The following is a 20,271-nucleotide window of genomic DNA, read 5'->3' on the forward strand; positions in this document are numbered from 1 at the left end:
GGACGTGCGCTTAAATGGGGTCATTTTTCCAATATTTCAAGGGCTCAATCAGCAAAGAGCGGCCTTTGTGACCGATTTTACCCGCGGCATTTGCTCCTCCCAGTGCAGCCGGTTCAGCACCCCGCCATCGGCCCGGACATTGGCAATCGCGTCCAAGTCGGCCTCGGCATAGGTCCAGCCTGGCTGGTTCAGCGTGCCCTCTGCCAGAACACCGGTTCCGGGGAAGCCCTTGTCCGGCGGGCCGAAAATGCCGCCGGTGCCGGTGTTCATGTCCACAGCTTCGGACCATTCATTGGCTCCAACGATAGAGGCCATGGCAGTCACACACTGGTTTTCCAGCGCCCGCGACATGGCGCCGATACGCACCCGCCAGTAGCCGGCCAGCGCCTCGGTGCAGGAGGGAACGAGAATCACATCCGCTTCCGCCAGCGCGCGGCCCAGCAATGGGAATTCGCTGTCATAGCAGATCAGCACCCCGATTCTTCCCAAAGAGGTGTCGAAGATCTTGAGAGGCCCGCCGCCCATGATGCCCCAGTCCTCGCGCTCAAACCGGGTCATGATCTGCTTGTCCTGATGATCCCGCCTGCCTGCGGGCGTGTAGAGCTCCGCCCGGTTCACCGGCCGGGCCAGCCCGCTGTTGACTGGGGCGGAGGCGCCCAGGATATGCACACTGTATTCAGCGGCCAGTTTCATGTGCAGCGCAGCGGCATCTTCCATTTTCTCGGAGACGGAATGAATGGATTGTTCCAGGTCTCTCGCAACCGCGGCGCCGTCCAGCGTCGACAACTCCATGGCGCCGTACTCCGGAAACACCAGCAGTTCTGCGCCATTGCCGGCGGCTTCCGCCACCCAGGCGGCGAGCTTGTCTTCATACTGCGCCCAGCTGTCGAGCCAGCCGAGCGGGTAGGCGGCGGTAGCGATTTTCATGTTCTGGCTGCCTTTCGAGCGCAAGTTTCAAACAATGGCTAGCGCGGCCTTCGCCCGGGGCCAAGCCCTGCGGCGCAATTTCCGGCAGCGTACGCAGGACAAAGGCTGGACACGCGGCTCCGGCTGCCGCCGGTCAACCGGTGCAAACTCGACAGCAACGGAGGAAAATGCCTAAATTGCCGGAGCGGGCAAAAAAATACAAGCAGGAGAACAGGGCGTGTCCACGACATTGAACGACAAGAACATTAGCTCAGTCATTAAAGATATTCCGAAAAAAGGCTTCACCGTGAAATTCTGGCAGGACCACCGCTCTGCGTTTGTTCAGGGCAGCGGTGTGGCCAAATGCTTGAAAGCTCTCAAGGACAGAGGTGTTCCCCCGTCCGGCGACCCGTCCGGTGTGCCGCCGAAAGAGATGGAACACGTCATTGACTGGTTCTACAAGCTGGACAGCGCTTTGGCCAAGGCCAAGAAAAAATGCGGCAAACCGCAGAGCCACACGGAGAAATTCTGCGCTGCCTTCATCAAGGTTGTTCTGAAACGGTTGGAAGAAGCTCAGGGGCTTCTGAAAAATGCGTCCAGGGCTGAGGCAGCACAGGAAAAACAGCGCCAGGACACCGACAAAGAGCTTCAGAAATTCAAGAAGCAGCAGGAAAAACAGCAGGAACTGGTGCTGGATGAACTGGCCGATCTGGATAAGCGGGCCAAGAACATGGCCAAGGCCTGCGAAGAGATGACCAAAGACATCAAGCTGGCCACGGCGGATGTGAACAAACTGATCAAAGGTTTGGAGACCCAGCGGAATGGCGACGGGAAGATCGCTCCGGACTTGGGCAAGCGGTTCGAAAACGGGCTGACAGCGATCCAGAAGAAGTACAAGCTTCCTCTGCATGGGCAAAACCTGAAATCCAGCTTGCCCAAGGTGCTGAAAGAATTGACCAGCCTTTTTCAGCAGTATCTCAAACTGGATTATGCAAAGCGGGAACGTATCTCTGCCGGCGCCTCGCTGAAAGAGGCTCAGGACGGGTTAAAGGCCGCCAATGCCAGCTTCAAAATCTATGCCGAGTCCCATAAAAAGCTGGCGCTTGCGTTTAAGGAAACCGCGTAACCACGCGTGCGCGGCAACAGAGGCAAAGCCAAAGAAAGAACAGGCGCCCTGAGTGGCGCCTGATACACTTACAGATCCCGGATCCAGAACTGCAGCGGTTTGCGGGTCTCCTCCGCCTGGTCCACATCCTTCCAGGAGAAATGCGCAATGGCGCCCTCCAGCGGCGCATAACCGCGCTTGCGCCAGAACGGATCCAGCGGCGCATAACCCGCAGGCCGCAACGGGTGATCCGCCGGGCGCTGCACCCCGCAAAACGCGGTTTTGCTGAACCCGTGCTTGCGGGCGTGCGCTTCGCGCGCGTCAAAGAACCCGTGGCCGACGCCATGGCCTCGGTATTCCGGCAGCAGCACGGATTCGGCGCAGTAAAAGACGTCGTTCAGGTCAATCCCAGTGCCTTCGAAGGCCGCCGCGAAATCATCCGCGTGGTCCGCCAGCGGCGCACCGGTGGACGCGCCGACCAGGGTGTCTCCGTCAAAGGCCCCGACCACCACGGCCCGTTCACTGTCGCGGTAGCTTTGCAGGTACTCGCGCTCATACGCCAGATCGCCGTCATAGAGATACGGCCAGGCGCGGAACACCTTGATCCGCAGGCGCGCCACATCGTCCAGCGCGGCATCCAGCGCCGCGCCGGTCATAGCTTCGACCAGGATCGTCATCCTGCCGAAACCTGGGCGATCCAGTCCGCCAGGTTGTAATAGGTGGTGACGCGGGAGATCTTGCCGTCCTTCAGTTCAAAGAACGATCCGCCCGGCAGGCGGTAGGTCTGGCCGTTGGCCTCCGGAAGGCCCTCGTCGGTTACCAGGTAGGTGCCGTTGACGATGAACTCCGCCGCCGCGCGGGTGCCGTCGTCGTTGGAAAAGATCACCATATCGGTCAGCTCTTCCTTGTAGCAGCGGCTCATATGGGCGCAGAATTCCGCGAATTTCTCCTTGCCGACGCGGATTTTGCCCTCGTTGACGTGGTGGGCGATCTGCTCGTCCAGGCAGTCCAGCATGGTGTCCGTGTCGCCGGCGTTGAAGGCTGCGAAATAGCGCGCGATGGTGTCGGTCATGTTCTCTCCGTCGGTTCACCCCAGCGGTTTTTCAGGTGCTGGATGATTTGATCCCGTGTTTGACGGTAGATATCTAGCTTGGCCTGACGCGTCTCGCCGAGCCCGGTAGGGTCCATAATCGGCCAATATTCGACATCGAGGTGAAAAAAACGGGTGAGCTCCAGCGCCCGGCGCTGGCTGGCGGGCGACAGCGCCACCACCAGGTCAAAAGACGACAGGTCATCGCCCCAGCGCTCCATCTCGTCAAAGGAGCGTGACCGGTGCCGCGACAGTTCGACATCGATCTCCTGGCAGACCGCGATGGAGAAGCCGTCGATCTCCATGTCGTTCTTGACACCGGCGGACTGCACGTAGGTGCCGGTGCCGTAGAATTTCTTCATGATGCCCTCCGCCATCGGAGAGCGGACCGAATTGTGGTCGCAACAGAACAGAACGGACTGCGGCAGCTCCTCCACGCGTCAGCCTCCGAAGTGCAGGACGCAGATCAGGGTGAACAGGCGCCGGGCGGTGTCGGTATCAACCTCGGCCTTGCCCTCCAGCCGTTCCTGCAGAACCCGGCTGCCTTCGTTGTGAATGCCGCGCCGCGCCATGTCGATGGTTTCGATCTGGCTCGGCGGAAGGGTTTTTACCGCGGTGAAGTAGCTCTCGCAGATCTGGTAGTAGTCCTTGACCACCTGCCGGAAGGGCGACAGCGACAGGTGGAATTCCGCGGCCTTCTCACCGGATTCGGTGTTGATATCAAAGACCAGCCGCTTGTCGCGGATCGCCAGCCCCAGATGATAGGGGCCGGCCGGAATATCACGGTCTTCCCTCTGCGGCAGCGCAAAGCTGTTATCCTCGATCAGGTCATATATCGCCACCTTGCGCTCCTGCTCGATCTCGGGAGTCGGGGGCGGCAGGTTGCGGTCGTCCAGTTCGATATGGCTGATGCGGCTCATGGGTCTTTTGTCTCTGAAATGCGCGGAGGCGTCCGGCCATGAGTATCGCACCGCCGTGCCCGGGGCAATGCAGCAGCGGGCGTCAATATGCTGGCCGTTTGCGGCAGTGCTTGACAGGCCACGCCCCCGCGCCCAGCCTGCCGCCAGCAGGAGGCCGCAAAGATGACAGCGCTTGAACAGTTTTCTCTCAAAGGCCGGCGTGCGCTGGTGACAGGCTCCACCGATGGTCTCGGCTTTGCCGCCGCCAGGCTGCTGGCCGAGGCCGGGGCCGAGGTCTGGATCAACGGCCGCGGCACGGACCGGGTAGAGGCCGCGCTTGCCCGGATGCCCGGAACCGCCCGCCCGCTGGTGCTGGATATCGCCGATGAAAGCGCTGTCACTTTGGCAATGGCAGCGATTGCGCACGAAGGCGGCCTGGACATTCTGGTCAACAACGTCGGCCAGCGCGACCGCCGCAACCTGCCGGAGTTCACCCGTGCCGACCTGCAATCGCTATGGGAGGTCGATCTGGTCTCGCCGTTCCGCCTTGCGCAAATGGCCGCCGCACAGATGGCCCCCAAGGGCTGGGGTCGCATCATCAATATCTCCTCGATTGCGGGCCTCATCGCACAACCGGGCGACGCGGCCTATACCACTGCCAAGGCTGGCATCAACGGCATGACAAAGGCGCTGGCAGCTGAACTCGGCCCTCAAGGGATAACTGTAAACGCCGTTGCTCCTGGGTTCTTCAAGACCGCCCCCAACATGGCCGCAGCAGCAGACCCGGCAATTGCAGAGAAGCTCAGAAACGCCACCGCGATAGGCCGGTGGGGGGAGCCGGAAGAGCTGGCGCCCGCCATATTGTTCCTGGCTTCGCCCGCAGCCTCCTACATCACCGGGCAGGTGCTGGCCGTGGACGGCGGCTATACCTCGCATTACTGAGATCTGCGTCATTTTTCGGGAAAAATGACTTGATGCCTCCGGCGGGGAGTGAGCGCCGGTCAAGAAACGCTCCAGGGGAGCGTTTCAGGTGCGAACGGGCGGAGCCCCAGGGCCAGATGAAGAAACGGATCATTAACCAAGCTTGGCAACCCTGGTCCAGCGGTACAGGCGGGGACGCCGATGACCGCGCCAGGTGAAGCGCCCCGGCGGGCTCCGGGGCGCGGATCCCTTTTCATCTGGCCCCAAATATCCCGGGGTGAATGCGCGGCACGCGCAGAGGGGCAGCGCCCCCCACTCCCTTAGCCGTTCAGAGCATCCAGACGTGCAGTTACGGACAGCCCGTGCGCTTCCAGGCTTTCGCTTTTTGCCAGCACCTCGGCTGCCGGGCCGATGGCGCGCAGCGAGTCCGGGGTCATCTGGCTCAGCGTGGTGCGCTTGAGGAAATCCATCACCGACAGGCCGGAGGAGAACCGGGCAGAGCGCGCGGTTGGCAGCACATGGTTCGGCCCGCCGACGTAGTCGCCGATTGCTTCGGGGGTGTACTGGCCGAGGAAGATGGCCCCGGCATGGACGGTCTTTTCACTCAGAGCAACCGGGTCGGCGACGCACAGCTCCAGGTGTTCCGGCGCGATGCGGTTCGACAGCGCTGCCGCTTCATCCAGGTCCCGCACGGTGATCACAGCACCGAAGTCATTCCAGGACCTACCGGCAATGGCGCGGCGCTCAAGCGTTTCCAGACGCTTTTCCACCGCCTCAGCCACCGCACGGCCAAAGGCTTCGTCATCTGTGATCAGGATCGACTGGGCGCTTTCGTCGTGTTCGGCCTGGCTCATCAGGTCCAGCGCAATCCAGTCCGGATTGTTGTCCTTGTCTGCGATCACCAGGATTTCCGAAGGGCCCGCAATCATGTCGATGCCGACCTTGCCGAATACCCGCCGCTTGGCAGCGGCGACAAAGGCGTTGCCGGGGCCGGTGATCTTGTCCACCGGCGCGATGCTTTCGGTGCCGTAGGCCAGCGCCGCGACTGCCTGCGCACCGCCCACGCGGTAAATCTCGTCTACGCCCGAGACCCTGGCTGCCAGCAGCACCAGCGGGTTGATCTGCCCGTCAGGGGTCGGCACCGTAATGGCCAGCCGCTGCACACCCGCAACCTTGGCGGGGATCGCGTTCATCAGCACCGAGGACGGGTAGGAGGCCAGCCCGCCCGGCACATAAAGACCGGCGGCTGAGACCGCCGACCAGCGCCAGCCCAGCGTTGCGCCGCTCTCATCCGTCCACTGCGCGTCCTCGGGCATCTGGCGCGCATGGTAGGCGCGGATGCGTTCCGCTGCCAGTTCCAGCGCCCTGCGTTCCTCGTCGGAGACGCCCGCGATAGCCGCATCCACTTCCGCCTCGGAAAAGCGCAGCTGCGCCGGTTCCAGTTCCAGCCGGTCGAATTTTGCCGTCAGCTCCACCAGCGCCGCATCGCCGCGGGCGCGGACATCAGCAATGATCCCGGCCACGATGGCGTCCACATCCGGGCTGTCCTCGCGCTTGGCGCCCAGCAGTGCGGTGAAGGACTGTTCAAAACCGGCATCAGCGGTGTTCAGAAACTGCGGCATCGGAATCTCCTTTGGCCCCCGCATATCCGCAAGGGGGCAGAGCCTCAAGATTTATGCACGGGGCCGGTGCAATTGGACGCAAGCAAAAGGTCGGCGCATACAGGTCAAAAGCCGCTGAGACCTTAGCCCAAGGCTTTGCGCATCGGAATACAGGGGGTGCCGCAGCATCCGCCGGCCTCGTTCGCCTTCTGCCAGCCGTGCTTTCGGTAGAAGTCCAGCGCGGTGCGGGTAGCGTTAAGCCGGGCCTCAACATGGCCATCGCGCAGCAGTTCCGCCTCCAGATGCGCCAGCAGGGCGCCGCCTGTACCCTGGCCGGCCGCGGCAGGCGCCACATAAAGCAGGGAGATAACCCCATTCGGATCCAGCCCGCCCACGGCAGCAGCCTCTCCACCCCGTTCCGCCAGCCAGTAGCGGCCGGGGCCTCCGATCCATTTGCGGATCTGGTCCGGCGTCTTGCCGGCGGTCCATTCGGCGATCCGGGCGGCATCACCTCCGTGGTCCGCGCCGCAAAGGTCGCGGATTGAGGCGTGCAGGACCCGGCTCATGGAGAAAACGTCAAAAACCGTGGCGCGGCGGATTTCCAGCGGTGCCGCCGGTGCAGCAAACGCCTGAGAGATCCCGCGCTTGTTCTGCACTGCTCAGGCGCCGTGGTCCGGGGCCTGGCCGGACGGCGCCAGGTAGGGGCGGGTGACATCGCGCAGGGACACTTCCAGCGCCTCCACAGACAGGCGCACGGCACCGTCGCCGGCCAAAGTGAGCAGCACATGGCCTGCGCCGTCTTCGCCCGGTTCAAAGGTGACGGAGAGCAGTGACAGAATCAGATCCTTGTCCTTGCGGTCCACGCCTTGCGAGGAGACGCCCAGCACATTGTCGACCACCAGCAGCGACTGCACCCGCTCGTAGGACCGGCCGCGGCGTTCGGCGGCGTCGCGGTCCTCCCAGCGGAACCGGTTCACCAGCAGCGCAAAGCGGCGTTCAGATGCGCGCCAGCTCATTTCAGTCACTGGAAACACGGCGTCCTGCAGCAACGTGGACAGAACCTTGAGGTCCTCCTCCTCCAGCGCGCCAAGGTTCAGCGGCGCTTCGCGGCCGTCCTCAAAGCTCGCGTCGGTCATGACTGTTCCTTGATCCGCTCGATTTTGGCGCCGACACCGGACAGCTTGCGCACAACATGCTCGTAGCCGCGGTCCAGGTGGTAGACCCGGCTGACCCGGGTTTCGCCTTCGGCCGCCATGCCCGCCAGAATCAGCGAGACGGAGGCGCGCAGGTCGGTGGCCATCACCGGGGCGCCTTTCAGCTTCTCGACGCCGGTCACCGTGGCATGGCCGCCGTGAACCTCTATCTGCGCGCCCATGCGGACCAGTTCCGGAGCATGCATAAAGCGGTTCTCAAAGATCTTCTCTTCCAGAACAGAGGTCCCTTCGGCCGTGCACATCAGCGCCATCATCTGCGCCTGCAGGTCGGTCGGGAAGCCGGGGAAGGGTTCGGTCACCACATCCACCGCGCGGACCCGGCCGTTCTTGCGGCTGACGGTCAGGCTGTTTTCGTTTTCGGTGATCTCGATGCCGGCCGCTTCCAGCTTGGCGCAGAAGCTTTCCAGCAGGCTGCGGCGGCCGCCCAGCAGTTCCACCTCGCCGCCGCAGATCGCGGGTGCCAGCATGTAGGTGCCCAGCTCGATCCGGTCGGTCACCACTTGATGAGTCGCGCCATGCAGGCGGTCAACGCCCTGAATGGTGATCTCTGGCGATCCGTCGCCCTCGATCTGCGCGCCCATCTTGCGCAGGCAGTCGGCCAGGTCGACAATTTCCGGCTCGCGCGCGGCGTTCTTGATGACGGTTGTGCCCTTGGCGAGCGTCGCCGCCATCATGATGTTCTCGGTCGCGCCGACAGAAGCGAAACTCAGCTCTACCACCGCGCCTTTCAGGCCGCCCGGCGCCTTGGCGTGCAGATAGCCGTCCTTCAGCTCGATCTCTGCCCCCAGCGCCTCAAGCCCATGAATATGCAGGTCCATCGGCCGGGCGCCGATGGCGCAGCCGCCGGGCAGAGACACCACCGCCTGGCCTAGCCGTGCCAGCATCGGGCCCAGCACCAGGTTGGACGCGCGCATCTTGCGGACGATATCATAGTCCGCGACGTGGCTGGTCAGGTCGTGGCTCGACATCGCCAGCACTTGGCCGTCCTGCAGGCTGGACACTTCGGCCCCCAAGGACTGCAGCAGCAGGGTCATGGTCTTGATGTCGCTCAGCCGCGGCGCGTTTGTGAGCGTCAGCGGCTCCTCGCTCAGCAGTGTCGCCGGCATCAGGGTGAGGCAGGCGTTCTTGGCGCCGGCGATCGGGATCTGCCCGTTCAGCGGGCCGTTGCCCGTTACCAGAATCGAATCCATCTGACGTTATTCTCCGCTCTTGCCCGTGTCCTGGTCCTGCTTATCCGCCCGTGCCTTGGCCTGTGCCTTGCGCCGGGCCATGTTTGCCTTGAGCGCCGCCTTCAGCCGGTCTTCGCGCGATGCTGCGGAACCGTCGTTTTTTGGTGATTTCTTCTCTGCCATAAGACTTCTGTAACTTAGTGCGAAAAAACCGTCCAGAATGCTCTTGCGCCCCCCCGCGTTTATGCCTAAAAGCCCCCTCACCGGCGCTGCTGTAGCTCAGAGGTAGAGCACTCCCTTGGTAAGGGAGAGGTCGAGAGTTCAATTCTCTCCAGCAGCACCATTATCCTGAAAATGAAAAAATACCGCACCGTTTCAACGGCTTGTTCCTGCGAGCCGCGGTTCAAAGAGCGCCGCGCCGGGTGTTCGGCCCATTCCGGGGCCTTTGCAGGCACTTTCTTGCTGCCAAGCCGGGGACAAAGCCGCCGGGCCGGGCAAGAGGTGATCTGCAGCACCCCGTTTCCGCATATCCGAGTGTGATTCGACCATCGCCGTCAGCGCCGGGGCGTCTCACGAGCCACTGCCGCGGCTGGACCTCGGCAGGTCAACTGCAGGCGAATCGGCTTGCAGGATTCAGCTGCGATTCAATCGGCCATCAGATACCGGACAATCAGGCCGCTAGAACCACTGCCCTGGCTCCATCAGCCCCAAGTCGAGGAGCTGGCGCGAATGCCATTCGAACGGTGCTGAATTGTGCCAGCGGAAGGTGTCTATATCAAATGTGGAACCAGGATTGCGCTTGAGCGCTTTGGCAGTGCGGAAGGAGCATACCGCGGCGGTCAGGTTGTGATGCCAGGGGCAGGCATAAGTATTGTATTCCTGATCATTGAAAGTGTGATCAGGCCGCAATTCCAGCCCCGGTTTGGCGCGGAACAGCGAAATCCGGTCGATCTTGCGGCTGCCTGCGGGAATATGTTCCTCGAACCGCCAGCGCACACCGCCGAAGAAGTCCAGCTGCCGCTCCCGCGGGTGTCCCGTTGCCGGGTCCTGGCGCGACTGGGCATAATACCCGGATTTGTCGAGATAGGCATCTTCGAGGGAAACAGCGCCGGGACAAGCCGCCAGATCGCCTGCGTAAAGGTCAATCACATAGGTGAGCATCGCATCGCGGCGCTCTTCGGTGTGAAAGGCCAGCATCTCGCCGACTCCGCGGGCTTCGCAGAACGGGTAGAACAGGTATTCCGCGTTGTAGCAGTAGTAGAGCCAGCAGCCCGGCTGCGCCGCCGCGGCCACGGCATTGACGGCGCCGGTCACTGCGCCTTGGGGGCCGCAATCGAAAGGCACCCGGTTGACCTTGGCGCGCACATCCTGCGGCAGATCGAACGCATCCGGCATCAGGGCGACGACTGTGTTGAAGCCGCATTGCAGGTGATGGCGCAGGGTGGTGGCGATTTCCACTTCGTCTTCGATGAAAACCAGTGCCACCGGCCCTTTGGCCAGCAGCGGTTTCCCGTCCTTCAGAAAATTCTGAAGCGAAGAATACATCATGCCTGCCTGCCTCCGCCTTTCTGGCCTTTGCAGTCAAAATCGGGTAAATCCGGCCTCATTGCAAGCAGCGGCAATTGCCTGTATTGCAGGCCGCTGTTTACCCACCCTGGCTGGAAGGCTGACCCGTATGAGCGCCCCGAAGAAGCTGTTTATCAAGACCTATGGCTGTCAGATGAATGTCTATGACAGCGAACGCATGGCAGAGGCGCTGGGCGGGGAGGGCTATGTCGAGACGAAGTCGCCTGATGATGCCGACATGATCCTGCTCAACACCTGCCACATCCGGGAGAAGGCGGCAGAAAAGGTCTATTCCGAACTGGGCCGCTTCAAGGGGCTGAAGGCAGAGAAGCCGGACCTCAAGATCGGTGTCGCAGGCTGCGTGGCCCAGGCCGAAGGCGAGGAAATTATGCGCCGCCAGCCGCTGGTTGACCTAGTGGTTGGACCGCAGAGCTACCACCGGTTGCCGGAGATGGAAGCCAAGGCGCGCGAAGGGGAGAAGGTGCTGGACACCGATTTCCCTGAAGAAGACAAATTCGAAAAACTGAAAAACCGTCCCAAGGCTAAGCGCGGCCCGACCGCTTTCCTGACGGTTCAGGAAGGGTGCGACAAGTTCTGCGCCTTCTGCGTCGTGCCGTATACCCGCGGAGCGGAGGTGTCGCGCCCGGCGGACCGCATCCTGCGCGAGGCGCAGGAACTGGTCGAGCGCGGCGTGCGCGAGATCACCCTCCTGGGCCAGAACGTGAATGCCTACCATGGCGCAGGCCCCAACGGCGACTTGACCCTGGCGCAGCTGATCTGGGAGCTGGACAAGATCGACGGGCTGGAGCGTATCCGCTTCACCACTTCGCATCCCAATGACATGCAGGACGACCTGATCGAGGCGCACGGCACCTGTGCCAAGCTGATGCCCTATCTGCACCTGCCGGTGCAGGCGGGCTCCGACAAGATCCTCAAGCGGATGAACCGCTCGCATACCGCTGAAAGCTATCTGCGCCTGATCGAGCGCATCCGCGCCGCGCGTCCGGACATCCTGATCTCCGGCGACTTCATTGTCGGTTTCCCGGAAGAGACCGAAGAAGATTTCCAGGCCACGATGGATCTGGTGGAAGAGGTGAAATACGGCACCGCTTATTCCTTTAAATACTCCACACGTCCCGGCACCCCGGCGGCTGAGCGTCCCCAGGTGGATCCGGCGGCAGCCGATGACCGGCTCCAGCGCCTGCAGGCTCTGCTGACCCGCCAGCAGCGCGAGGTGCAGGACAGCATGGTCGGCCGTGAGGTTGGCGTGCTGTTCGAAAAGACAGGCCGCCTGCCGGGCCAGATGGTTGGCAAGTCTGATTACCTGCACGCAGTGCATGTCGCCGACTGCAACCGCCAGGCGGGCGATCTGGCGCGGGTGCGTATCGTCTCTTCCGGTGCCAACTCCCTAGCGGGCGAGCTGATCGCTTAAGGGGAGGGGGCGCTGCCTCCGCGGTGGCCTGCATCCGGGCCGCCCCTCCGTCGGAGTGCAGGTGAGTCGCTATTGCATCAGTTTTCAGGACAATTTGCCTTAAATGCTGTGAGTGTTTGAGTGAGGCGGTTAATCTCTGCGGAAAATCAATATTTTTGGCGGGTGCACTTTATCTCTTGCAGGTAACTTGGCTTTTATTGCCTGAACGGTTGCCGCTTGCGGGCGGCGTACACCCCGGGGGAACTTAGGTGAAGGATTTCTGGTCGTGCCGATACTCAATTTGAACAAGGCGATTGCGCTGGCTGCCGCTGCCACGGCCGCGCTCGGCATCGCCGCAGCGCCAGCAAGCGCGCAAAGCCAGCAGCGGACCATCAAAGGCGAACGCTATGTGCCCACCATCTGGGTTGACCCTGATGGCTGCGAGCATTGGGTGATGGATGATGGCGCCGAAGGCTACATGACCCCGCATGTCAAGCCGGACGGCAAGCCGGTCTGCCGCCGCGGCAATATCTGCGGAGTAATGCCGACCGACCAGTTCTTTGCCACCGACAAGCATTACATCAACGCAGCCGGCAAACAGCGCCTGCGCCAGTTTTTCCGGCAGGCGCAGGGCAACGGCGCACGCTCTTTCATCGTTGCCGGCCACACCGACAGCAGGGCTTCGGATGAGTACAACATCCGGCTGTCCGAGCGCCGGGCAAAGGCCGTGGCCACGGTTGGCCGTTCGGCCGGGGCGAATATCGCTGGCGTCCGCGCCTATGGTGAGCGCGACCCGCGGGTGCCCAACACCAGCGCCGCGAACATGGCGCAGAACCGCCGCGTCGAAATCTACTGCCTGCGCTGAGGGGGAAACATGACACGTTTTTTGCACGCCGTTGCCGGCCTGGCCGCCGCCGCCGCCGTTTCCGCTTGTTCGCCGACTGTCGACAAAACCAGAGACCAGCATATCGCGGACGGGAAGTCGCTCGACTTGTCGAACCTGACGGCAGGCATCTGGATTGACCCGAATGGCTGCGAGCATTGGATTATCGACGACGGCCTGGAGGGTTATGCAGACCTGCGCCGCACACCGGACGGCAAGCCGGTCTGCAACAGCGACTTGCCTCCCACGCTGGCAACCGGCCCGTTCAAGGATGGTTCGACCTTCGGGGATCCGCTCTGATAACTGAGCTCAGCTTGGATTGCAGCCGCCCTCCGGGGCGGCTGTTTTGTTTCAACAAAGTGATTTTATGCAGCGACTGCTTGCGCAAACGGAACCGCGAAGGCAGACTGAAAGGGCAACGCCAGATTGAGGAGATCAGCTTGGCCATCAGCGCCCTGAATGACCCGCAGACCCAGACCGCAACCCACGAAGTGCTGCTGGAATTTCCTGACAACCGATTGCTGATCGACCTTTGCGGCGAATACGACCGTAACCTTGCTGACATCGAACAGAAACTGGGCGTGCAGATCGTCCGCCGCGGCAATCAGCTGTCCGTGATGGGCGAGGATTCGGCGCGCGAACAGGCGGCGGGCGTGCTGGCCGCGCTGTATGACCGGCTGGAAACCGGACGCAGTGTCGAAAGCGGCGACATCGACCGCGAGCTGCGGATGGGGCCGGACACCGATGACGCCGAACCCGACGGTCAGCTGCAAATGTTCCGCGGCGGCCGGGTGGAGATCAAGACCCGCAAGAAGCTGGTGGAACCGCGCACGGAGGCGCAGAAGGCCTATGTGCAGTCCCTGTTCGAGCACGAACTGGCTTTCGGCATTGGCCCGGCAGGCACCGGCAAGACCTATCTTGCCGTCGCCGTGGGGGTTTCCATGTTCATCACCGGCCATGTCGACCGCATCATCCTGTCCCGCCCGGCGGTGGAGGCCGGGGAAAAGCTTGGCTACTTGCCCGGCGACATGAAGGACAAGGTCGACCCCTACATGCAGCCGCTTTATGACGCGTTGAATGACTTCCTGCCTGGCAAGCAGCTGGCCAAGCTGATCGAAGACAAACGGATTGAGATCGCACCGCTGGCCTTCATGCGCGGCCGCACGCTGTCCAACGCCTTCGTGGTGCTGGACGAGGCGCAGAATGCCACCACCATGCAGATGAAGATGTTTCTGACCCGCCTGGGCGAGGGGTCGCGCATGGTGATCACCGGCGACCGGTCGCAGGTGGACCTGCCGCGCGGGGTGCAATCGGGCTTGGCAGATGCCGAACGGCTGCTGAAAACCATCCCCAAGATCAGCTTCAACTACTTCACTGCCCGCGATGTGGTGCGCCACCCGCTTGTGGCGGCGATCATCGAGGCTTATGACGCGGACACGCCACCCGCCTGACGGAAGGAACCGCCGGGCTTCATCTTTGTGAAAATACTCCGGGGGTGCGGGGGCAGGCCCCCGCATGTGCAGCCGTACCATGACGCTCGACATCACTATCGAAGACAGCCGCTGGCAGGATGCGGGGCTTGAGGCGCTGGCCGAAGAGGCCATTGCAATTGTTCTTGGGCACTTTGGCCTGGACACCGGGATGTGCGAAATTTCGCTCTTGGCCTGTGATGATGCGCGCATTGCGGATCTCAATGCCGAATTCCGCGAAAAGCCGGTCCCCACCAACGTTCTCAGCTGGCCGGCAGAAGAGCTGGCTGCCGATGAGGATGGCGGCACGCCGCTGCCGCCAGAGGCTGATTTTACTGGGGAAATTCCGCTTGGCGATATCGCCGTCTCCTTCGATACCTGCGCGCGGGAAGCCGCAGAGGCGGGAAAATCCCTAGCCGATCATACCCGCCATCTGGTCATTCACGGAATGTTGCATCTTCTGGGCTATGATCACATTCGTGACGGCGATGCCGCATTGATGGAAGGGATTGAGGTCCTGCTACTTGGCAAACTGGGTATCGCGAACCCATATATAAGTGAGGATGCCCCGTGACCGGGGTTTTTGGAATGGAAAGATGGGCGACATAGAAGGCAGTTCTAACGCGGCGCAAGGCGCGCTGCAGGACATAAACGGCACGGCTGCGGATGCGCCGGCCTCTGAAAGCACCGGATTGTGGACGCGGCTGCGCAGCGTGTTCAGCCCCGATCCGCAGGAGGAACAGGACGCCGGCAGCGAACAGCCTGTGCCGGGTTCAGGTCCGCGGGGCATGATCAACCTGCGCCGGATGCGGGTTGAGGATGTTGCCATCCCCTCTGCCGAAATAGCCGCTGTGCCTGTGACTGTCGCCAAGGACGATCTGGTCGGTATCTTCCGCCAAAGCGGCTTTACTCGTATCCCCGTTTACGAGGGCACGCTGGACACGCCGCTGGGCTTTGTCCACCTCAAGGATTTTTCGCTGACCCACGGCTTCAATGGCGGCATTTCTGAATTCGACCTGTCCAAGATGCTGCGCCCGCTGCTGTTCGTGCCGCCGTCGATGCCGATCGGCGTGCTGCTGACCAAGATGCAGGCTGAACGCCGCCACATGGCGCTGGTGATCGACGAATACGGCGGAGTCGACGGCCTCGTTACCATCGAGGACCTGATCGAACAGGTGGTGGGCGAGATCGAGGATGAGCACGACGCAGACGAACTGCAGACCTGGTTCGAGGAAAAACCCGGCTGCTACATCGCGCTGGCCCGCACCTCGCTGCCGGAGTTCGAGGCGGAGACCGGCCATTCGCTGACCAGCCACGATGACGTGGATGAAGAGGAGATCGACACGCTTGGCGGGCTGGTCTTCATGCTGTCCGGCCGCGTGCCTGCACGCGGCGAGGTGATCGAACACCCCGAAGGTGCCGAGTTCGAAGTCATGGATGCCGATCCGCGCCGGATCAAGCGTCTGCGGGTACGGCTGCCGGACGCCGCTGCATGATGTCAATTGGCCTGAGGCAGGCCGCGCGACAGCTTCGGCTGGCACCCGCAGGGCTGGCCATAGGCAGCGGAGCGCTGTTGTCGCTTTCGCTGGCGCCGTGGCACATGCTGTTCGGACTGCCGGTTGCGCTGGCGGCTGCCGGATGGCTGGTGCTGCAGGCGGCATCCGCCCGTGCTGCTGCGCTTGCGGGCTGGCTGTTCGGGCTAGGCTATTTCTCCTTTGGCCTGTCCTGGATCATTGAGCCGTTTCAGGTCGACCCCGACCGCCACGCTTGGATGGCGCCATTTGCACTGGTGTTCCTGGCCGCGGGTCTTGCCTTGTTCTGGGGGGGCGCTTTCGGCTTCTCTGCCCGTTTCAGCCGGGGAGGCATGCGGATCCTGGTGCTGGCGGCGTTGTGGTCGCTGGCGGAATTCGCCCGCGCTTATTTGCTCACCGGCTTTCCTTGGGCCGCCTTCGGCCAGTTCTGGATCGAGACGCCTGCCGCAAATCTGCTGCCTTGGGCCGGACCGCAGGGGCTCGCGCTGCTGACGCTTGCAGCATTCCTGCCTCTTGCCTTGCTGCGCACAAGCCTCGCCGCCGCATTGGTGCCGCTGGGCCTGACCGCAGCCGCAATCCTGGCCATCCCAGCGCCGTCTGCACCAGAGCTGACGGGCAAGACCGTGCGCATTGTCCAGCCCAACGCGCCGCAAAACCAGAAATGGCATCCGGATCTGCGGTGGGAGTTTGTCCGCCGTGCGCTTGCCTTCTCCGCCGAAGACCCACGGCCGGACCTGATCGTCTGGCCGGAAACCGCTGTGCCGCAGCTGATGAACTTTGCCGGTGACACGCTGCAGGCCATTTCCGAAGGGGCAGGCCGCGTGCCGGTTCTGCTTGGTATTCAGCGCGAAGAGGGAGGCGCCTACTACAATTCCGCTGTGCTTCTGGACGCAGACGGCCTGCCTTCTGCCACCTATGACAAGGCGCATCTGGTGCCGTTCGGGGAGTATGTGCCGTTTGGGGATTTTCTGGCCCGCTTCGGTATCTATGGCTTCGCCTCTCAGGCGGGGGCGGGGTACGCCGCCGGCCCCGGTGCCCAGGTAATGGATCTGCCGGTTGGCAGCGCCTTGCCGCTGATCTGTTATGAGGCCGTTTTCCCGCAGGATGTGAACGCTGCCGCCAGCCGCCCGGATATGCTGGTGCAGATCACCAACGACGCCTGGTTCGGCACCCGTTCCGGCCCCTATCAGCATCTGGTGCAGGCCCGGATGCGGGCGCTGGAGCAAGGGCTGCCAATGATCCGCGCAGCCAATACCGGCGTCTCCGCGATGATCGGCCCGGATGGGCAATTGCTCGACAGCCTGCCGCTGGGGGAGGCCGGCTTTATCGACGCAGCCTTGCCGGCACCGTTCGCGCCGACCCTCTACAGCCGGACCGGAGACTGGCCGGTTCTGTTGCTGTGTTTCTGCGTCGCAGGTGCGGCAATGTTTCTGCCCCGCGCTCTTGCGCCGCGGTCATAGCTGCTTAACTGTACCTGAATATACGTTGACCCGCGCGGATGAGCCGCGTACTGCGGCTTGATACCTGCCACAACGGCTTCCTGACGTGGCAAGGATAAACCAATGGAGCACTTTTCATGACCCGTATGAACTACACCTTCACTTCGGAATCGGTTTCTGAGGGCCACCCGGATAAGGTCTGCGACCGCATTTCCGACGCGGTTCTGGACGCTTTCCTGGCGGAGGAACCCGAAGCACGTGTGGCAGCCGAGACTTTTGCCACCACGAACCGTGTTGTCATCGGGGGTGAAGTCGGCCTGTCCGATCAGGACAAGCTGCACGATTACATGGGGAAGATCGACGAGATCGCCCGTGCCTGCATCAAGGACATCGGCTATGAGCAGGACAAGTTCCACCACGAAACCGTGGAAGTGACCAACCTGCTGCACGAGCAGTCCGCCCATATCGCTCAGGGCGTCAATGCCTCGGCTGACAAGGACGAAGGCGCCGGCGACCAGGGCATCATGTTCGGTTTTGCCACCAATGAAACCGACGCGCTGATGCCGGCACCGATCCAATTCAGCCATGCGATCCTGCGCCGTCTTGCCGAGGTCCGCAAAAACGGGACTGAGCCTGCGCTGGGCCCGGACGCGAAATCCCAGTTGTCGGTGGTCTATGAGAATGGCAAGCCTGTCGGCGTCAGCTCGCTGGTGCTGTCGACCCAGCATCTGGATGAAAGCCTGACCTCTAGCGACATTCGCGCCATTGTCGAACCCTACATCCGTGAGACTCTCCCCGAGGGCTGGCTGACCGAGGCCACCCAGTGGCATGTCAACCCGACCGGTAAATTCGTGATTGGCGGTCCGGATGGCGACGCGGGCCTTACTGGCCGCAAGATCATCGTCGACACCTATGGCGGCGCAGCGCCGCACGGCGGCGGCGCGTTTTCCGGCAAGGATCCGACCAAGGTGGACCGGTCGGCCGCCTATGCGGCACGGTATCTGGCCAAGAACGTGGTGGCCGCGGGCATGGCAGAGAAATGCACCATCCAGCTGTCCTATGCCATCGGTGTCTCCAAACCGCTGTCGATTTATGCGGAAACCCACGGCACCGGCGAGGTCGATCCTGCGGCGATCGAGCGCGCAATTGATCAGGTCATGGACCTGACGCCGCGCGGCATCCGCTCGCATCTGGGCCTGAACAAACCGATCTACCAGCGCACCGCAGCCTATGGCCACTTCGGCCGCGAGCCGGAGGCTGACGGCGGTTTCAGCTGGGAGCGCACGGATTTGGCCGAGGCGCTGAAGAAAGCTGTCTGAGACCAGAGCCATGTGATCAGGGAGCGGGCTGCAAAGCCCGCTCTTTTCCGTTTGCGGTGCGCTTCCCGCGCGTTTCTGCGCAATCGGAGAATGCACCTCTTCCGTTGGGGCTGGAGTGACGCTGCAGCCTGCGCCATAGTGCAGGCAGGGTTTGCTCAGTTGCCGGGACCGTGATGCTGCGCGTATTTTCTGTACTATTTGGCCTGCTTCTGGCGTCCGGCGCCACGGCCAGGGACCCCTTGCCGCAGAAATTCAACCTGCAAGGCCAGACGCTGGTTTACGACACGGAGACGGATGTTGAAGGTGAGCCTGCGGAGATTACCGATGAGGACGCCGCAAGGCTGCGGGACATTCTGAAGAAAAGCCCGGAGATCACGGAACTGCAGCTCAACAGCGTGGGCGGCAGTGTCTATGCCGGGCAGGAAATTGCCGGGCTGGTGCTGGAATACGGACTCGACACTCTGGTCGATGGCACTTGTATCAGCGCCTGCGTGGATGTGTTCCTGGCGGGCGGGCGCAGGCGGATGACAATCGGTTCCAGCATCGGATTTCACCAGCGCAACTGGCCTTCCGAGGCGGTGCACAAGTACTACCGCAGCGAGCGCAAGAGCCGCCGCTGGGCGACACCGTTCGAGTTTGGCTCCTGGATTTACGTGGACACCCAGCGGGAGGTCTACGACCACCTCAGCTATATGGTGGCGCGCGGGGTCGATCCGGGCTTTGCCATCGAGACGCTGCGCACCGATCCCGGAGGGGAATGGTTTCCCGGCCGTCTGCGCCTGATTGCGGCGGGTGTCCTGCGGGAGATCAGGCCGGGGCAAGAGCCCTAACCGGATACCGCCGGGTTGACCCGGCGGCCTGCATGCGGCAGAGGAGCGGCCAGCCTTTCAAAAGACGCCTGAACAGGAGCCCAGACGCATGTCCGGCGACCAAAAGCCCCGTGACGCACAGTCCAAGGATGCCCAGCCCGCAGCAACCAATGCTGCTGAAAAACACGCCAGCGGCGCGCCCTGGCGCAACTTCTATGGCCGCTTCAAGGGCAAGACGCTGAAGGACAGCCAGAAGCGATACCTGGACGAGGATCTGGCGAGCCTCAGCCCCGGCGCAGTTGGCTGGGACGAGAACCCGGACCGCACGCCGCTCGACCTCGACGGGTTGTTCGGCGGCAAGGATGTCTGGCTGGAAGTTGGCTTCGGCGGCGGCGAGCACCTAGTGCACCAGGCCGTCAGCAACCCGGGAATCGGCATCATCGGCGCCGAACCCTTCATCAACGGCGTGGCGATGCTCTTGGGCAAGATCCGCAACGCGGGCGCGGATAACATCGCCGTCCATCCGGGTGATGCGCGCGACCTTATGGACGTGCTGCCTGAGGCGTCCATTTCACGTGCCTTCCTGCTCTATCCCGACCCCTGGCCCAAGGCCCGCCACCACCGCCGCCGCTTTGTGACGCAAGAGCATCTGGAGCCGCTGGCCCGCTGCCTGAAGCCGGGCGCGATCTTCCGCGTGGCGACCGATATCCCCGACTATGTGCGCCAGACCCTTGAGGAAGTGCCGAAAGCGGGTTTCGAATGGCTGGCAGAAGGCCCCGAAGACTGGCGCCAGCCCTGGGAGGACTGGATTTCCACCCGCTACGAGCAGAAGGCCCTGCGCGAGGGGCGCACCCCGCATTACCTGACCTTCCGCCGCCTGGGATAAGGCCGATAGCGCTGGACCGGCCAGAACCAATCCGTTACCGATAGCGCAAACG

23 protein-coding genes, 1 tRNA gene and 1 riboswitch are annotated in these 20,271 nt (G+C 62.7%); of the genes, 13 read left to right on the forward strand and 11 right to left on the reverse strand.

Features of this window, described 5'->3' with window-relative positions:
• Positions 1-48: 48 nt before the first annotated feature.
• On the reverse strand, positions 49-927 hold the full coding sequence (locus KUW17_RS18145) for a carbon-nitrogen hydrolase family protein (RefSeq protein WP_222481715.1): 879 nt from the start codon (positions 925-927) through the stop codon (positions 49-51).
• Positions 928-1,156: 229 nt separating this feature from the next.
• Here KUW17_RS18145 and KUW17_RS18150 point away from each other — a divergent pair, with 229 nt between their 5' ends.
• The gene (locus KUW17_RS18150) at positions 1,157-2,032 is read left to right on the forward strand and encodes a hypothetical protein (RefSeq protein ID WP_222481716.1); all 876 of its coding nucleotides are present in this window, start codon (positions 1,157-1,159) and stop codon (positions 2,030-2,032) included.
• Between the two features lie 68 nt (positions 2,033-2,100).
• Here the strand turns inward: KUW17_RS18150 and KUW17_RS18155 are convergent, their stop codons facing one another.
• The 4 genes from KUW17_RS18155 to KUW17_RS18170 are packed head-to-tail and all read right to left on the reverse strand — an operon-like array spanning position 2,101 to position 4,021.
• A complete protein-coding gene (locus KUW17_RS18155) occupies positions 2,101-2,688 on the reverse strand; it encodes a GNAT family N-acetyltransferase (protein ID WP_222481717.1) in 588 nt (195 codons plus the stop codon).
• Positions 2,685-3,083 carry a ketosteroid isomerase-related protein gene (locus KUW17_RS18160; protein ID WP_222481718.1) on the reverse strand — a complete coding sequence of 133 codons (399 nt, stop codon included), beginning with the start codon at positions 3,081-3,083 and terminating at the stop codon, positions 2,685-2,687. The genes KUW17_RS18155 and KUW17_RS18160 overlap by 4 nt, the downstream gene beginning before the upstream one ends.
• Positions 3,080-3,538, reverse strand: coding sequence for a low molecular weight phosphatase family protein (locus KUW17_RS18165; RefSeq protein ID WP_019295067.1), 459 nt, complete (start codon positions 3,536-3,538; stop codon positions 3,080-3,082). The genes KUW17_RS18160 and KUW17_RS18165 overlap by 4 nt, the downstream gene beginning before the upstream one ends.
• Before the next feature lie 3 nt (positions 3,539-3,541).
• Positions 3,542-4,021, reverse strand: coding sequence for a UPF0262 family protein (locus tag KUW17_RS18170; protein WP_222481719.1), 480 nt, complete (start codon positions 4,019-4,021; stop codon positions 3,542-3,544).
• Between the two features lie 162 nt (positions 4,022-4,183).
• Here KUW17_RS18170 and KUW17_RS18175 point away from each other — a divergent pair, with 162 nt between their 5' ends.
• On the forward strand, positions 4,184-4,942 hold the full coding sequence (locus KUW17_RS18175; RefSeq protein WP_222481720.1) for an SDR family oxidoreductase: 759 nt from the start codon (positions 4,184-4,186) through the stop codon (positions 4,940-4,942).
• 299 nt (positions 4,943-5,241) lie between these two features.
• Here the strand turns inward: KUW17_RS18175 and hisD are convergent, their stop codons facing one another.
• From hisD to KUW17_RS18200, 5 genes are all read right to left on the reverse strand, one after another.
• Positions 5,242-6,543, reverse strand: coding sequence for a histidinol dehydrogenase (hisD, locus tag KUW17_RS18180; RefSeq protein WP_222481721.1), 1,302 nt, complete (start codon positions 6,541-6,543; stop codon positions 5,242-5,244).
• Between the two features lie 122 nt (positions 6,544-6,665).
• The gene (locus KUW17_RS18185) at positions 6,666-7,178 is read right to left on the reverse strand and encodes a GNAT family N-acetyltransferase (protein WP_222481722.1); all 513 of its coding nucleotides are present in this window, start codon (positions 7,176-7,178) and stop codon (positions 6,666-6,668) included.
• 3 nt (positions 7,179-7,181) lie between these two features.
• A complete protein-coding gene (locus tag KUW17_RS18190) occupies positions 7,182-7,658 on the reverse strand; it encodes a DUF2948 family protein (RefSeq protein WP_222481723.1) in 477 nt (158 codons plus the stop codon).
• Positions 7,655-8,926: a UDP-N-acetylglucosamine 1-carboxyvinyltransferase gene (gene murA, locus KUW17_RS18195; protein WP_222481724.1), complete on the reverse strand. Its 1,272-nt coding sequence runs from the start codon at positions 8,924-8,926 to the stop codon at positions 7,655-7,657. Before murA ends, KUW17_RS18190 begins: the two co-directional genes overlap by 4 nt.
• Before the next feature lie 6 nt (positions 8,927-8,932).
• Positions 8,933-9,088, reverse strand: a complete 156-nt coding sequence (locus tag KUW17_RS18200; RefSeq protein WP_019295060.1) for a hypothetical protein — start codon at positions 9,086-9,088, stop codon at positions 8,933-8,935.
• 85 nt (positions 9,089-9,173) lie between these two features.
• On the opposite strand from KUW17_RS18200, the gene KUW17_RS18205 reads away from it, so the two are divergent.
• Positions 9,174-9,248: transfer RNA gene (locus KUW17_RS18205), tRNA-Thr, on the forward strand.
• A gap of 335 nt (positions 9,249-9,583) precedes the next feature.
• Here the strand turns inward: KUW17_RS18205 and KUW17_RS18210 are convergent.
• Positions 9,584-10,453, reverse strand: coding sequence for a hypothetical protein (locus KUW17_RS18210; RefSeq protein WP_222481725.1), 870 nt, complete (start codon positions 10,451-10,453; stop codon positions 9,584-9,586).
• A 127-nt stretch (positions 10,454-10,580) separates the two neighbouring features.
• Here KUW17_RS18210 and miaB point away from each other — a divergent pair, with 127 nt between their 5' ends.
• The 10 genes from miaB to KUW17_RS18260 all read left to right on the forward strand — a co-directional run bounded on the left by miaB (position 10,581) and on the right by KUW17_RS18260 (position 20,219).
• The gene (gene miaB / locus KUW17_RS18215) at positions 10,581-11,903 is read left to right on the forward strand and encodes a tRNA (N6-isopentenyl adenosine(37)-C2)-methylthiotransferase MiaB (RefSeq protein WP_222481726.1); all 1,323 of its coding nucleotides are present in this window, start codon (positions 10,581-10,583) and stop codon (positions 11,901-11,903) included.
• A 259-nt stretch (positions 11,904-12,162) separates the two neighbouring features.
• Positions 12,163-12,747: an OmpA family protein gene (locus tag KUW17_RS18220; RefSeq protein ID WP_222481872.1), complete on the forward strand. Its 585-nt coding sequence runs from the start codon at positions 12,163-12,165 to the stop codon at positions 12,745-12,747.
• A gap of 9 nt (positions 12,748-12,756) precedes the next feature.
• Positions 12,757-13,065, forward strand: coding sequence for a hypothetical protein (locus KUW17_RS18225; RefSeq protein WP_222481727.1), 309 nt, complete (start codon positions 12,757-12,759; stop codon positions 13,063-13,065).
• Positions 13,066-13,205: 140 nt separating this feature from the next.
• Entirely contained in the window at positions 13,206-14,216 is a 1,011-nt protein-coding gene (locus KUW17_RS18230) for a PhoH family protein (RefSeq protein WP_222481728.1), read from the forward strand.
• Between the two features lie 79 nt (positions 14,217-14,295).
• Positions 14,296-14,808 (forward strand): rRNA maturation RNase YbeY, encoded by a 513-nt coding sequence (gene ybeY / locus KUW17_RS18235; RefSeq protein WP_222481729.1) that lies wholly within the window; start codon positions 14,296-14,298, stop codon positions 14,806-14,808.
• 22 nt (positions 14,809-14,830) lie between these two features.
• On the forward strand, positions 14,831-15,730 hold the full coding sequence (locus KUW17_RS18240) for a hemolysin family protein (RefSeq protein WP_222481730.1): 900 nt from the start codon (positions 14,831-14,833) through the stop codon (positions 15,728-15,730).
• Positions 15,727-17,226: an apolipoprotein N-acyltransferase gene (gene lnt / locus KUW17_RS18245; RefSeq protein WP_222481731.1), complete on the forward strand. Its 1,500-nt coding sequence runs from the start codon at positions 15,727-15,729 to the stop codon at positions 17,224-17,226. Before KUW17_RS18240 ends, lnt begins: the two co-directional genes overlap by 4 nt.
• A gap of 61 nt (positions 17,227-17,287) precedes the next feature.
• Positions 17,288-17,336, forward strand: a riboswitch (SAM-SAH riboswitch).
• A 6-nt stretch (positions 17,337-17,342) separates the two neighbouring features.
• Complete coding sequence (gene metK, locus KUW17_RS18250; RefSeq protein ID WP_222481732.1) at positions 17,343-18,524, forward strand: methionine adenosyltransferase; 1,182 nt, start codon at positions 17,343-17,345, stop codon at positions 18,522-18,524.
• Between the two features lie 173 nt (positions 18,525-18,697).
• Complete coding sequence (locus tag KUW17_RS18255; protein ID WP_222481733.1) at positions 18,698-19,354, forward strand: hypothetical protein; 657 nt, start codon at positions 18,698-18,700, stop codon at positions 19,352-19,354.
• A gap of 88 nt (positions 19,355-19,442) precedes the next feature.
• On the forward strand, positions 19,443-20,219 hold the full coding sequence (locus KUW17_RS18260; RefSeq protein ID WP_222481734.1) for a tRNA (guanine(46)-N(7))-methyltransferase TrmB: 777 nt from the start codon (positions 19,443-19,445) through the stop codon (positions 20,217-20,219).
• Positions 20,220-20,271: the final 52 nt, after the last annotated feature.

The organism is Leisingera aquaemixtae, assembly GCF_019801145.1.
GTDB lineage: Bacteria > Pseudomonadota > Alphaproteobacteria > Rhodobacterales > Rhodobacteraceae > Leisingera > Leisingera aquaemixtae_A.

Coding starts and splice junctions, on each gene's coding strand:
- KUW17_RS18145 (WP_222481715.1), bottom strand. CDS start 927: ATGAAAATCGCTACCGCCGCCTACCCGCTCGGCTGGCTCGACAGCTGG.
- KUW17_RS18155 (WP_222481717.1), bottom strand. CDS start 2,688: ATGACGATCCTGGTCGAAGCTATGACCGGCGCGGCGCTGGATGCCGCG.
- KUW17_RS18160 (WP_222481718.1), bottom strand. CDS start 3,083: ATGACCGACACCATCGCGCGCTATTTCGCAGCCTTCAACGCCGGCGAC.
- KUW17_RS18170 (WP_222481719.1), bottom strand. CDS start 4,021: ATGAGCCGCATCAGCCATATCGAACTGGACGACCGCAACCTGCCGCCC.
- KUW17_RS18175 (WP_222481720.1), top strand. CDS start 4,184: ATGACAGCGCTTGAACAGTTTTCTCTCAAAGGCCGGCGTGCGCTGGTG.
- hisD (WP_222481721.1), bottom strand. CDS start 6,543: ATGCCGCAGTTTCTGAACACCGCTGATGCCGGTTTTGAACAGTCCTTC.
- KUW17_RS18190 (WP_222481723.1), bottom strand. CDS start 7,658: ATGACCGACGCGAGCTTTGAGGACGGCCGCGAAGCGCCGCTGAACCTT.
- murA (WP_222481724.1), bottom strand. CDS start 8,926: ATGGATTCGATTCTGGTAACGGGCAACGGCCCGCTGAACGGGCAGATC.
- KUW17_RS18200 (WP_019295060.1), bottom strand. CDS start 9,088: ATGGCAGAGAAGAAATCACCAAAAAACGACGGTTCCGCAGCATCGCGC.
- KUW17_RS18210 (WP_222481725.1), bottom strand. CDS start 10,453: ATGATGTATTCTTCGCTTCAGAATTTTCTGAAGGACGGGAAACCGCTG.
- miaB (WP_222481726.1), top strand. CDS start 10,581: ATGAGCGCCCCGAAGAAGCTGTTTATCAAGACCTATGGCTGTCAGATG.
- KUW17_RS18225 (WP_222481727.1), top strand. CDS start 12,757: ATGACACGTTTTTTGCACGCCGTTGCCGGCCTGGCCGCCGCCGCCGCC.
- ybeY (WP_222481729.1), top strand. CDS start 14,296: ATGACGCTCGACATCACTATCGAAGACAGCCGCTGGCAGGATGCGGGG.
- KUW17_RS18240 (WP_222481730.1), top strand. CDS start 14,831: ATGGGCGACATAGAAGGCAGTTCTAACGCGGCGCAAGGCGCGCTGCAG.
- lnt (WP_222481731.1), top strand. CDS start 15,727: ATGATGTCAATTGGCCTGAGGCAGGCCGCGCGACAGCTTCGGCTGGCA.
- metK (WP_222481732.1), top strand. CDS start 17,343: ATGACCCGTATGAACTACACCTTCACTTCGGAATCGGTTTCTGAGGGC.
- KUW17_RS18255 (WP_222481733.1), top strand. CDS start 18,698: ATGCTGCGCGTATTTTCTGTACTATTTGGCCTGCTTCTGGCGTCCGGC.
- KUW17_RS18260 (WP_222481734.1), top strand. CDS start 19,443: ATGTCCGGCGACCAAAAGCCCCGTGACGCACAGTCCAAGGATGCCCAG.